Consider the following 13,318-nt stretch of genomic DNA (forward strand, 5'->3'; position numbering starts at 1 on the left):
GGGATCTGCCAACTGATTCCCTTCGGAATCTTGATACTTCACTGTGACTGGTGCTGCATCGCTGCGTTCATATACGTACACCACTTCTTGCGCTGTGTCGCTAAACGTGCCTGAAGTATTTGTCGGTGTTTGTGCTACATACCACCCTGGGATCTCTTTGGATTCACTTGTGTATGGTAACCCTACTTTTCCGCTTAATACCGTTGGATCTGCCAACTGATTCCCTTCGGAATCTTGATACTTCACTGTGACTGGTGCTGCATCGCTGCGTTCATATACGTACACCACTTCTTGCGCTGTATCACTGAAGGTGCCTGAAGCATTATCTGGGGTTTCTACTACATACCACCCTGAGATCTCTTTGGCTTCACTTGTGTATGGTAACCCTACTTTTCCGCTTAATACCGTTGGATCTGCCAACTGATTCCCTTCGGAATCTTGATATTTCACTGTGACTGGTGCTGCATCGCTGCGTTCATATACGTACACGACTTCTTGCGCTGTATCACTGAAGGTTCCCGTCGGATTACCTTGAACTTCTTTTATAGTATACCCGTCTACTTCTAACTTATACTCTGGCGTTGTTGCATCAAAAGATTCACCAATATTACCGCTAATTTTTTGAGAAGGCTTCAATTCATTCCCTTCAGTATCAATATAACTCAACGTAACATCTGCAGCGGCTTCTTGATGATTGATCGAAAATTGGTGCAAATAGGTTCCTGAAGAAATGGCGTAAAAACTATATCCATCTGGTTGAGCATAGGATCCGGCAGGATTATTCAGTCGTGCGTTATACTCCATTGTTTCGATACTTTCAAATTCACTTTGAGTAACCCCAGATACAGTAATCCCATCTTCTGTAATACTTAATCTTGAGGAGGGTACCTGTACACCATTCAAATCAAAGTACGTCTGACTAGTACTATTCGATTTTGTAAAAGGAGGCTGATATCCATCAAAATTTGTTAAACGATTAGGCATAATGGAAAATGGAACAAAAAATGATTGATTATCGGGATCGTAATTTAACTCTTTTGCAGATAATGAAGTAATCGCATCATTTCTTCCTGTGTTTTGGCCATAAGCAGCTAAGTTTGATAATTTGGAAAACTCATTTATCACAGTAAAATCTGTCACGCCACAGAACTGTATTCTTAATTCTGTTAGATTTGGTAATGCAACCAGAGGTGCAATTGTCGTAATATTCATATTGGACTCGAAACTTAGCGACTCTAGTCCTTTCATATTAACTATTTTTGAAAATACAGCATCGGTTACATTTGCGGAACTAAGATTTAATCTAGTTAAATTGGCACCAAAGTTTGGTACATTATCATCCGTTACATTAGCACCCATCAAATATACATAAACTAAGTTATTTAACGAAGTGAGAACGGAAAAGTCAGTAACCTGATTTTGGCCGCTCATATAAAATGATGATAGATTTGTTGCATATTCCAAGCCTGTCAAATCAGCAATAGCGGAATCTGCAGCGTAGATATAGAGAGTCTGAAGTTTGCTCATCTGTTCCTTCGTGATTTCGGACACATCTATACCTAAAGATTTAGCAACTACGGATTGTAGTGCTGGATCCGGAAGCCAAGCTGCAAAATCTTCTTGATCATTATTTACTGCGACCTCAGATGGATTTGCTGAACTTTGACTTGTCGTCTCATTTTCAACTTGGCTATTCCCCTGATCTTCGCCAGAATACTTTGCGTTGTTAGAAGAGCTTTGCGTTGTTGTTTCTTCCGTGGATTCATTATTATCTTCTGTCGAAGTATCAGAAGATTCACTTTGCGTTGTTGAAGAATCCAGCGTTGTAATCGAATTACTCATATTTTCAGATTCTTCATTAGTTGCTTGTGCTACACTTTCTTGTTGCTCATCTGATCGAACATTCACAATGGGAACAAAAAAAGAAGGTACTATTAAACTTGCCAAAGATATGTAGGAAAAAATTTTCTTTTTCATCTGCCAACTCCATCGTGGTATTTTTTTAACCACCTATTTTTATATCTCATCTATTGTAGTAATAATGTATTCTATAGTAAATACTTTTCAAGCAAGGACAGAGTTCCTTCAACCAAAAATAATCATTATTTTTATAAGATACTTGGTATTATGTAATAATAGTTCCTCTTTGTTTTTTAACAACCCCAGAACAAAATTTAAAGAATGAAAGTTTCTATCTTTGTTAAATGATAGTTAGTGAAAGTCTTCCCGATGTGGACCAAACGTCGAAGAGATGCCCAGATTCATGATAAGATAGATCATTTCTGCATTACCTTTGACCAATTCTGCTTTTCCCGTGTCATAGTTGGTAAGTGCATAGGATTCAATAAGCACGTTTAGCTTCTCGCAATTTTTCACGTCTGTCCTCTATCGTTCGGTTAGAAATTTTATTACGTCTTCATAGGATTCCATCCCTGACTTCAAAATATATTATAAAAGACTACTTTTCCTTGATTCTTTTTCCAGATCACTTTATTTTAAAAATTAGTGAATGGCTAGTTACATCATTCAATTTATATCCACATAATTCTTTATTGTAGTATGGATAATCTTGTTCTACTATTTTTAACACTTCTTCGTCTGAAAAATCAAAATCTTCAATAGTGATAATGAGTTCTCGTAATAATACTAACTTAGAATCTATTCCCATAATTATTGGAATATCAATCCAAAAATTCGCGGACGTTAATGCTTCTATCAATTCTTTTAATTTTTGAACTTGATTTTCAATATAATTTTTTATCAACGGATGTGCTTTTAACTGCTTTTCTTCAAATTGAAATTCTTTGATATATTCAGATAGATTACTGATTTCGATCATAATTTTCGTCCTTTCCAAAATGAAATCAATACTATAAGCCGGTTTCATTTATTGTTTTTCCCTAGATGAAAGCCTCTGAAAGACGATGCTTCCTTTACAGGTGAACAATGACCTATTTGAAAATTAAAAGAAAAACGCAAGTTGTTTGTTGCGCTGAACTATACACATTAAAGTTGGTTTGAGGTCTAGTTTTTAAAAGCAATCGTCCTCTTAATAAATAATTGATATTTCACTCGTTATCCAAATGCCAAGTACTATAAGATCTATAATCTAAGTGGATTGGAAGAACCTTTAAGTATTTGTAAATTTTTATTTATCCTTAGGTAAGAAAGCTCAATTCAATGACAATGCTTTTTTTATAGAAAATGAGTTTCTTTATTCATTTCCTACTACAGCTTATTAATTTCCCTTGAATCTATACCTCATTAATACTACCCTTCGCTTTATTTCAAAATACGAATTTGTTGATTTTTTAAACCTTCAAAATCAACAGTTGGTGATTTATACAAAATAGAAGAATTGCGTTTTTACTTTCATAATGTCCTGACTGATTAGTTGATAGAATTAAAATAATGCATTACTATTCTTTTAAATAGAGTTGAAGAATATGGTCTATTTGTTTATAGTATTTTAGAAAGTTAAGATTACTTTAATCAAATTTCAAAGTCGAAGATGATGTGTTCTACTACTTATATATCTCTATAAGTTACAAAAAAGAGGAGGAATTGTTATCTCAAATAAAAAAAGAACGATAACGGAAATTGCTAATCTATTCAATATTGAACCTTCAACTATACGGTTTTGGGAAAAAAAACAACTAATTTCGTTGAGTAGAGACGAAGAGAATAACTACAGATATTTTGATGCTCATTCTATATTACAGTTAGTTGATATTACTTTTTTTAGAAACTTAGAAATTCCCATTACCGATCTAACCCTTCATTTAAATGGTGATTTGGATCAAAGAAACCAAATATTAAACAATACTCTTATTACCGTTGACAACTGGATCAAACAATTAAATGCTGTATCAAAAGTACTTAATACAAGAATAAAGGATATTGCTCATATCAATCATTGTTTAAACGGAGAGAAAAACCTAAATCTAGAGTTTCCTTTTTCGAAATTTGAACCTCTTGATCTTTACAAAAAAGAACACATTTCTTCTTTATTAAATAATCCAACAAATTTTTTATTATTATTTACTGGAGATCATTTTGATACCATAACAGAAGAAATTGGCATTATAGACATTCCCAATAACACTATTCCTAAAGATCTCCTTGCGGAATCAAGTGAAATATACTTTGGTGGGGCGTTAACTGTTGATAGATACGACTATAGTGAAAATAACTTGAATCAGTTATTGGATGATATACAAGATTCTGCCGATTACTCCAGTGTAGTCGCACAGTACATCGTCGGAGGTTTAGAAAATAATCGGCCTATTGACTACTACTTTTTTTGGCTTCTGTAACTGATCATTATCTATGAAAACAATCAAAGCAGAGGGATTAAAATGAACATTTTCTAAGTAATCATTCCCAAAGTTTCATCATGTATGTAGTATTATTTATCGTAGGAATGATTTCCTAAACACTACACTTTTGCAATCTATTATTTCTCGATTATCAAGATATTCCTTTATAAAATGATGTTAAAACTACTACGTTACTTTAATTGCTTATTATTAAGATATTAAGGTACTATATGTTTCTATTATATTTTTTCATATTGTTAAACACCAAAACATATAGTACCGAAAAAAATCAACTTGTCTTTTCTTTCTTTTTTATTAACCAAACTATTAAGATTACGCTGCCTCCCAAAAAGCTCATTGAAGAAATTACTCCTCCTGTTTGTGGCAGACTCTTCTGAATATCTATTTCTGATGGTTGACTATCTAATTCATTTTGTTCAGAACTTACTGTCTCTTCTCTCTGATAAAATTGTACCCCCGCTTGATTCTCATAAGTAGATGCTTCTACGCTTGGCAAAGAATTTGAATAATTCATATAAAGAGAAATTATACTGAAAAAGAGTGCGATTAGTATTTTCTTCATTCGCTTCCTCCCAACGTAGGATCACCCACTAGTTCCCAAGTGATCACTGAGCGATACGTCCCATCATCCACTGGCGTATTCGCCGGCAATCTCAATTGAACGCCTGTCAAAGATCCATTCATTACTTCCCCAATTTGAATCTCTGTTGTACCATGTTCTCCTTCATATAATTCATTGGGATTGCTCATTGCCCCAACTAACTTCGGAGTGTGGCTCAATACAATGTCTTTTGACGGAACCGTTAACCCCGTATGGACCGTTTCTTGGACACTTAAATCTTTGAGTATCATCGTTGCCCCAGTCAACACTTGCTTTTCTGAATTCACAAATGGACTAGCAGAAACAAAAATGGACCATTGCGTAGTATTGCTGTAATCATCAATCGTAATGGTTGGTGCGTGTTCACCCTTGGCCGCTACCTCTTGATGGCGGCTTGATTGCTCAATGATTCCAAAATTAAAATTTCCATTCGTTACATTAGCCAGCTCCAGCCGACCTGGTTCAACCGTAAAAGGCACTTCATAATCACGTAGAATAAATTTCCCAGTACTCAAACGTTCTTCAACACGAATAATTCCGACTACTTGTCCGATTTTGGATGTATCCGGATATTCTTGAAAACCGCTAATCGAGACATGACTGGTGTCAGAAAGATCTAAATATTTTGATATGTTTGCCTCCAATTCTTTTTCAGACATTCCTAACTGAATAGTGGTAGGATTTGGGTGTGCTCGATCAAATGTCAATAGGCTGTATCCATTACTTGTCAATTCAAAATATGCACGATTATTCAAGCTATTTACTCTTTCAGATTCAGAATGGGGGGCGTCATATTTTCTGAGTCGTGTAGGTTCACGATGATAGACTTCGACAATATCGCCAACTTTAGCATTTGTCTCCCCAAAACCGTTCCCAAAGTCAGAAACAGCTGAAGCAATCGTTTGAGTTCCTCTTACATCATACGAATAGGTCAACGTATCAGTGCCTATGACACGCCGCGTGTTATCACCTAAATCATGTATGCTAAAGTTATAATAAATACCAGAAAAATTGTTGTGTACATTTCCTGTCGTGCTTGTCGTTCCTCTTCGAGCAGTGATAATTCCAATGTCGGAATGCCAAGTGTAGATCCCAGCACTATAGTCATTAAACCCACTGAATCTTATGGCGTTTCCGAAAGTAACTGTAATTGGTATCTCGAGTATTAATTGTTGACTAGTTCTGTTGTGGTTTAATACTACAGAAGCACTGGTTGTTGTTCCGACAATACTCGTATCTGGAGATTTATTTATATTAAGGGTATACTCATCACTTGATAACAAGCCTCCATTAAGCGAAACATTGGTTATGGCCTGGGTAAGCTGACTTTCCGTCAATCGACCACCTAAATCAATTGTTTGAGGCACAACTTCTGCTGTCAATGCACTCTTCGCATAAACGTAGGTCACTTCGATGACTCTTCCTAAAATATAGTTTCCAGAAGCTTCACCTCTGATTTCTAGAAGATAAAATCCGTCCATATTTAAAGCCTCTGTTGTATATTCCGCCCCTGGCATCCCAAGATTTGACTCAGCATCACCTATCTCCTTTCCAGACTCATCAATATGAGTTACATTGAGTATTCCCCCCAAGGCCATTAAATGTGTACTGGATGTCACATCCGGTTCTCTTCTAACCATATCGCCACGCATATTTACGACAAATATTCCGAAAGTAAGTTCCCCAAAATCGAAATATCCTCCTAAACCGTCAAAGATAATATCTACAGGCGCATGTTTATTAACAAAACCAAAAATTTCAAGAGTAATCCAACCATTTCCTGGAGAACTATCTGCTCTCGTTCGAAAATCTACATAATCAGACCTAATGTCCGTAAAAAAGGCAGCACTGATATCATTTCCATGCGCATCAACCGCTCGAACACTAAATCTTGAAAACTGATTACTGATTCCATAAACACGTGCCGCATTGTACGCTCCGGGATTCACTCCGTTAAACGCAGTCGTAAGTTCCATATTAATAGTAGCGATTAGAATTGGTTCATCTATGTGCCAATCACTTATTGTGCTAGTGACAATGCTAGTTAATCTTTGATTTCTTTGCAATTGATCTTCAATAACTCCCTCGACAGTATCTTCAATTGATGACTCTTCCAGATTTTTTGCACTTGTTTGATCAGAGGATCCATCTGATTCTGTCTCCGATTCTTCTCCCTGCTGCTCCTGATTATTACTAGTTTCTTGGATCTCTTCTTCGTAAACAGATTCACTCGTAGACTGTTCGATCACAGTGGCCACAACGATCGCGGGAAATAAAAAATGAGTTGATAGAACTAGGCTCAACACAAAAACAAGTAATACTTTTTTCATTGGACTATCCCTTTCTCTTTGGTTTCTGTACTGGAGAATAGGGGACATCCCCTTATTCTCCAGATGCGTTTGTTGGATCCGCGACCAACTCCCAAACTAGTGCAGTTGAGTAAGCCGTATCATTTTTTGTGGTATTGGCTGGAATACGTAAGACAACGCCATCAGTCTGTCCTTCTGCATTCGCATTCCCCAGAGCTAGTGTCCATGCACCGGCACCCTGTGAAGCATTGGCGGTTGCCAAAGTTTGTGCGGCTTCTCCTAATACAATCTCGTTTTGATTCGCAATGGGCGTAGCTGATGTGGGATTCACATAACGCAGACCACTCAAGGTGATCGTTGCTCCTTGCAGCTCATGTCCGCTTGCATCACTCAATTGTTTAGGTTGTGAAACTTGCAGCTCCCAGCCTAATCGATCACTCCCACGACGATCTTCTGTTGCGACAAATGGTACCCGTCCTTCTTCTGATGTACCAGAAAATACATGGTCCAATCGTGCCTCTTGAACGATTTCACTTGAAATATTCGGAATCTTACCAAAATCAAAGTTTGAAACATAATTGATTCTTAGTCGGCCTGGGTGGGGGTTAACTGGTACTTCAGGATCTACTTCTTCTCCTGGATTTTCTGGATCTGGAATCACCGGATTAGATGAATCATTTTCTAAAATAATCACCGTTCCCTCTGTCCTTGCGTTCGTCGCATCCTCATACTCTACTTCTGCTGCCTGACTAATTAATGTACCTAGTCCCATACTTCCCGCTAAAAGTGCTGCTGCTATTGTGATTGTTGTTTTCTTCATTGTTCATCCTCCAATTTTTTTGTTTTTTCTTTGTTTTGTTCGTACGTGTTGCTTTCTTATTCTCCTTTATTCTCAATTGATTTAGTATTTTTCCCCTTCCGGTTTCAGCTGGATGAACACTATAAACCAGCATTTTTTTAGAGCGATTCAGCCTTCTTTCTCCCATTAATTCTAATCCATCTGCCAATAATCAGGAGAATAAGAAGTCCAATTCCACCTAAAATCAGATAAGATAGATAAGGCGTCCTCTCATCAATATTCACTGCACTTTGGTTTAACTGGCGGGCTTCTGACGCGGCAATCGTGAAATTTTCTTCAAAATGATACTCCTTCCCATCTGCTTTTACCCTCATTTTAAGAACATAGTCCCCAGCCTTTATGGGTCGTTCCCCCGTTGGTATACCAAAATTAAAATTAGAATTGGGCGCCATGCGAAGATCGTAGACATCGTACGTATAAATCGCTGCTTTCCCCCCTTTTTCAGTCACAGTAGATTCAACACTCATATTGCGAACAATCGATGCTGCACTATTTTGAATGTTAGCTTCAATAAAGTTTCGATAATTTCTTTGTCCTGTTGTAATGTCTTGTAAATGCAAGTCATTTTCAACTGTTTCCCCGTCTTTTTTGTTTAACAAAATACCAACGGTGTACGCAACTTCATGAACTACTGTTTGTTCGCTTATATTTTTAACTTCTTCCGTAAACCGAATCCCTCCGAGAATGTCTCCCGCCCAGTCTTCTTCTGGGAATAAAACTACTACTTTCATGGTGACAAAACCTAACGCTGGAATCGTACGTTTTGCTTCGTCAATCTTGACCAATTGATCCATTCGATGCGTTAATGAATCATCGTACGTGTCTTCTGCCAAATAACCAGGGATACCATTTTCATTGGTGGAAGCGGGATTCACCGCAGCTTTTACCGTAATTGCTACATCAGACGCATTATAAATCCTAATAGAAACTTCACGTTTTTCTCCCGGCAGACCGTCGAAATGGTAATAGCCTTGCGCATTTACATTTCCATCCTCATCTAACGTTTGAATCGAAAAATTATTTACCTCATCTGCATAGCCTGTTTGATAAAAAAAACCAAGACTTAGGATTACCGTAAATAGAATCCATCGGATTGCGTGTTTCTTTCGTTCTTTTTTTGTTTTCAATATAATTTCCTCATTTCATAAAAGTGAGATAGTTCATTATTAAATATTTAATTCACAAATTAATATACGGGTTAAACCAGGTTTAAGGTCAATGCCTTTTTTTCAAAAAAAAACTACAAAATAAAAAAAAATTCAAAAACAGACTTTTAAATGCTGATTTATTAGGCGTTTTCCGGAAAATAAATTAAAATGATTTTTCTTAATTTTTATAAATCAGCATTTATAATAATCAACAGTCTTATTATTTCCTTTCCCACTTGAAATATATTGAACAATTGATTTAATAAACTCAGCTCTATAGAATCCTTCTCTCTTAACACGTACAATGTACTTTCTGATTGCTTTCAATATCAACTTCTAGCAATCCGTCAAAAATAATCCGAGCGCTCGCCACTTTTTTCTAGAGGATCTTTTTGATTTACCGATAGGTTGAATGATAATCCCATCTTTCATTATGTTTGTTGAATTTTGTTCAAAAAACAATACAAAATACGCAACGGTAGTTACGTATTGTTACATATGTTCTTTCCGCAACAATTAAAGTGTCTCTATTTCTATAAACTTTCTTTTTAAATGAACAATATTTTTTATATCAATAGACACAAAACGAAAGCTACGTGCTTCAATTGTCATAAAAAAGAGGGTCCAGAAACTAGTCATTTTCTGAACACTCTTTTAATAGTTTCATAATGCACATTCCATTATCCGAAATTTATTTTTGCGCAACATATTTAGCTGCCAATAATGATTTGTATATTTCATTCGGCAAAAAATCCATGGAGTATACTCTACTGTTCTCTGAAATAATACCTTTTTGATTTAGTTATTGAATTACTTAAGGAGTTATGAAATAAGTAACTAAAAAGGATCAAAACCTTTTAAGTTTCTGTTCACTTTTGATGAGCTGTTCTAATACTCACAAATCTGATTTTTAAGTGAACAATGAGTTGTATCCGATTCTATAGATACAAAAATAAGCTACTCGTTCAGAAAATAAACGAGTAGCCTTGAACTGCCAAAATCTCTAAGGTATAAATTCTTTAATTTTGTAAAAAATGATTATTGATACAAGAGAATTTCCTTAACAATTTTGATTGAATCTACCATAAAAAACGATCTTCCTACTTAAGTACATAAAAAAGGTATCTAGAGAGGATTCATTTTCTAGATACCTTTCTTTATAAATAGTTCCCAGCGAAAGGAAACATTGCTCCTAAAATATAAGCGTATGTTCACTCGTTTTTCTATTATACACTCAAAAAATTATTCAAGCAGCACGACTATTGCAGGGAAAACCGAATCTATCTTAGAGATTCTATGCTATTTTGCTTTGTTTGCTTCATCGACAGCTTGTTGCGCTTTTTCCTTACTTCCATTGCTGTCATTAGCTTTACTAATTGCGGCTTGCAGTTCACTGTCCACTTGACTCAACGCATCATTGGTATTATCGACGTCTATGGAGCTATCGCTTAAACCGGCGTCCGCAGCAACTGCGTTCGCATAATCCTTTAGCTTCGTATTTGCAGATTCTAAATCTTTTGCATATTGCGCTACCTTATTAACATTGGCGTTCGCACCACTTACAGCAGCAGAAGCTTCACTATTTTGGGCTTGCACGTTTTCGATTGTTTCATTGGCCGCTTGTAAATCACTTTCCGCTTTTGCTTTTGCTGCTTCAGCTTCCGCTTTTTCTTGGACTAGTTGTGCTATTTGGGCTTTTTGACCTTTAATCTCTATCCCCAAAGCGCTTAAAACTTGTGCAATTCTTATGGAATCGTCTTTTGTCCCCAAAAAATGAAACGTCGTTGCAATCGCTGCATAGGCGCCCACACTAAATGAAAAGATCATTCCCAGTGCAGCAAGAGCTAGGACACACCCTTTCTTATGCTCTTCAATATACCTTCCGATCCTTGTTTGTTTCCTTCTTTCTCTCATACACTTCTTCCCTCTCTCATTTTAATTATTTATACTTCTATCTTTCGATAGTTTTTTTATATTGTTTGCTAACTTAGACGATGATAGTCTCTACTCACTCTCTCATTACCCTTTGTTGAAAAGCAACGAAAATAAACTCAGTTACAAATCGACTCCATCCCATCCATAATTGAAAAATGGCCAATGTCAATGTCCTAGATTTGATTACAAAGTAAATCATCAGAAAACCAGTTCTGCCGCGAAAACTTCCACTAGATCTCGATTGTGATATTAAGCACAATGTATAGTTTATCAAACCTCGTTTGTTCGAATCATTTTGGTCTGGTATTTCGGACTTTCCAGATTTGCTGAATTCCACTTTCCTTTTATAAACCTATGAAAATAAGCAATAAAAAAAAGAGTTCAAAAACGTTTTAGTTTTTTGAACCTTTGCTTCTGTAATCCCCTATACTTTTTGAACTATATTTACACAAAGCGCCTATCTATGAGTCACCTTGCATGGCGCTGTCTTAAAAATTATATTTAGTAGCTTCTAACTTCAACATAGATTTAATACACTGGAATCAGCATGTTACTCCAACAATAACGAGAACATTTTTGATAAAGGTGCTTGATCAAGTTCAACCATGATGTCTAGCATTCTTGTTGCCATTGTTCTTCCCTGCTCCTCATTGACTGTCCTCATAATCAGTAATCCTTCAAAAAATTTGTACAGCGTTCTCGAAAAAAAGTCTTGGAAACTGGTGGATAACAACCCCAATTGGGTAAGTAAAACTTCTGCAAACTCATACTGATTTTTTACAAATGTATATTCAATAATATTAATCAGGAGACCACAATATACTTCTCTGCCTTTCTCAAATTGAATATAATACTCCAGCAGTTTAGAAACTCTTTTAAAAAAGATAAATATAAATTCGTGATCTAAAAAATCTAGTGTATTGGCAAATAAATGTATTTCTTGAAGCGTCCAGCTTTCAATCCCCATTAAATAGGACAAAATCAGTTGCTTATCTTCTTCTAAAACGACAGCGGTATTGTATACTCCATAAACTTCTAAATGCTGTAAAATTCTTATTCTCGAGCGTACCTCAGCCACTCTGATCGCATTTATTTGTCCTGATTTTCTTTCTAGTTCTTTTAAAAGTAACGCTAATCCTTTTATGTCTTGCTTATTAGATAGGTTGGCGTAATGAGAAGTGTAATGATTTTGTTCATTTAATTTATAGCCATTGGCAATAAACAAGAACTCGCTAATATCCATAGACAAGTTTTCTAATATCTTAATAAGGACATCAGAAGATATATTATGTTTCCCTTTCTCAAATTCAATCGCATATGATTTTGAGATAATATTTCTATAGACTTCTTTTTGACTAAATCCTTTTTTTAGCCGTATTTCTCTAATCGTTTCTCCAAACATGCATTATCCCTCTCTAAAAACGTGATACATTTCTAAATAAAACTGAGTAATACTAAAGTGCATATCATAAAAAACCATTTCATAAATTATTCTCCTTTTCTATTTTTGATGTTCTATGGCACCTAAAGATTATGCTTTCACTGAGAATCTAGACAAAGACTGATCACAATAGCTTCAGTCTTTGCCTATTTGATTTCTATACAGTTTCTGCGTACCCGGCAGATGACGTTTGGAGAAAATTATTATCCAAATCAATTAATTAAATTGATTAGTTCTTTGTTTTCTTCACTCTTATGCTAACTACACCTAGGACACTTATAACTAAAAAACCTACAGCTTGTAAAATATTGGAAAATAGCGTACTTTCACCAGTCTTTGGGAAAGTATGACCGTTGTTTTTAGATAAAATATTAGAAAAAGCAGTGTCTTTTTTGATAGCTCTCATGGGAACGCTTTTTTTAGCTGAACTTAAAAACCTAACAGGTTTCGCTACAACATCCGTTTTTGTCTTTTCTTTTGATGTTGATCCATTTGTTCGGTTCGATCCTTTTCCACTAGTTTCGGCTATCCTTGTATCTTCTTCGGACTTTGTTGCTTCTGTTGTGGTTGGTACGGCTCCTTTTTTAATCGTTGTCGTTCCTAATGTCGGATCTTTTGTTGTTGGTTGTTCTACAGTTGCTTCAACGGTCATTCCCGTTTGACTTTCTATTGTTGATTCATTTGT

General features: G+C 35.8%; 11 protein-coding genes. 1 reads left to right on the forward strand and 10 read right to left on the reverse strand.

The window, feature by feature from the left end:
- The 3 genes from ACIPK1_RS13700 to ACIPK1_RS13710 all read right to left on the reverse strand — a co-directional run.
- Positions 1-1,977: MucBP domain-containing protein (locus tag ACIPK1_RS13700; protein ID WP_400451156.1), on the reverse strand; the 1,977-nt coding region annotated here is incomplete at its 3' end.
- Positions 1,978-2,211: 234 nt separating this feature from the next.
- Positions 2,212-2,376 (reverse strand): N-acetylmuramoyl-L-alanine amidase, encoded by a 165-nt coding sequence (locus tag ACIPK1_RS13705; protein ID WP_223347136.1) that lies wholly within the window; start codon positions 2,374-2,376, stop codon positions 2,212-2,214.
- Positions 2,377-2,485: 109 nt separating this feature from the next.
- Positions 2,486-2,839: a DUF7006 family protein gene (locus tag ACIPK1_RS13710; RefSeq protein ID WP_008381652.1), complete on the reverse strand. Its 354-nt coding sequence runs from the start codon at positions 2,837-2,839 to the stop codon at positions 2,486-2,488.
- Between the two features lie 760 nt (positions 2,840-3,599).
- On the opposite strand from ACIPK1_RS13710, the gene ACIPK1_RS13715 reads away from it, so the two are divergent.
- On the forward strand, positions 3,600-4,316 hold the full coding sequence (locus ACIPK1_RS13715) for a MerR family transcriptional regulator (protein WP_086372438.1): 717 nt from the start codon (positions 3,600-3,602) through the stop codon (positions 4,314-4,316).
- 292 nt (positions 4,317-4,608) lie between these two features.
- Here the strand turns inward: ACIPK1_RS13715 and ACIPK1_RS13720 are convergent, their stop codons facing one another.
- The 7 genes from ACIPK1_RS13720 to ACIPK1_RS13750 all read right to left on the reverse strand — a co-directional run.
- A complete protein-coding gene (locus ACIPK1_RS13720) occupies positions 4,609-4,902 on the reverse strand; it encodes an LPXTG cell wall anchor domain-containing protein (protein WP_008381647.1) in 294 nt (97 codons plus the stop codon).
- Positions 4,899-7,271 carry a WxL domain-containing protein gene (locus ACIPK1_RS13725; RefSeq protein ID WP_400451157.1) on the reverse strand — a complete coding sequence of 791 codons (2,373 nt, stop codon included), beginning with the start codon at positions 7,269-7,271 and terminating at the stop codon, positions 4,899-4,901. Before ACIPK1_RS13725 ends, ACIPK1_RS13720 begins: the two co-directional genes overlap by 4 nt.
- 52 nt (positions 7,272-7,323) lie before the next feature.
- Positions 7,324-8,070, reverse strand: coding sequence for a WxL domain-containing protein (locus ACIPK1_RS13730; RefSeq protein WP_008381643.1), 747 nt, complete (start codon positions 8,068-8,070; stop codon positions 7,324-7,326).
- A 137-nt stretch (positions 8,071-8,207) separates the two neighbouring features.
- Positions 8,208-9,236: a DUF916 and DUF3324 domain-containing protein gene (locus ACIPK1_RS13735; RefSeq protein WP_400451158.1), complete on the reverse strand. Its 1,029-nt coding sequence runs from the start codon at positions 9,234-9,236 to the stop codon at positions 8,208-8,210.
- Between the two features lie 1,320 nt (positions 9,237-10,556).
- Complete coding sequence (locus ACIPK1_RS13740; RefSeq protein ID WP_008381639.1) at positions 10,557-11,171, reverse strand: hypothetical protein; 615 nt, start codon at positions 11,169-11,171, stop codon at positions 10,557-10,559.
- A 571-nt stretch (positions 11,172-11,742) separates the two neighbouring features.
- Positions 11,743-12,594 (reverse strand): helix-turn-helix domain-containing protein, encoded by an 852-nt coding sequence (locus tag ACIPK1_RS13745; protein ID WP_139960577.1) that lies wholly within the window; start codon positions 12,592-12,594, stop codon positions 11,743-11,745.
- A gap of 268 nt (positions 12,595-12,862) precedes the next feature.
- On the reverse strand, positions 12,863-13,318 hold a 456-nt coding region (locus tag ACIPK1_RS13750; protein ID WP_400451159.1), incomplete at its 5' end, for a hypothetical protein.

The organism is Enterococcus sp. NPDC086594 (assembly GCF_044746145.1).
In the GTDB taxonomy this organism is placed as follows: Bacteria; Bacillota; Bacilli; order Lactobacillales; family Enterococcaceae; genus Enterococcus_D; species Enterococcus_D entomosocium.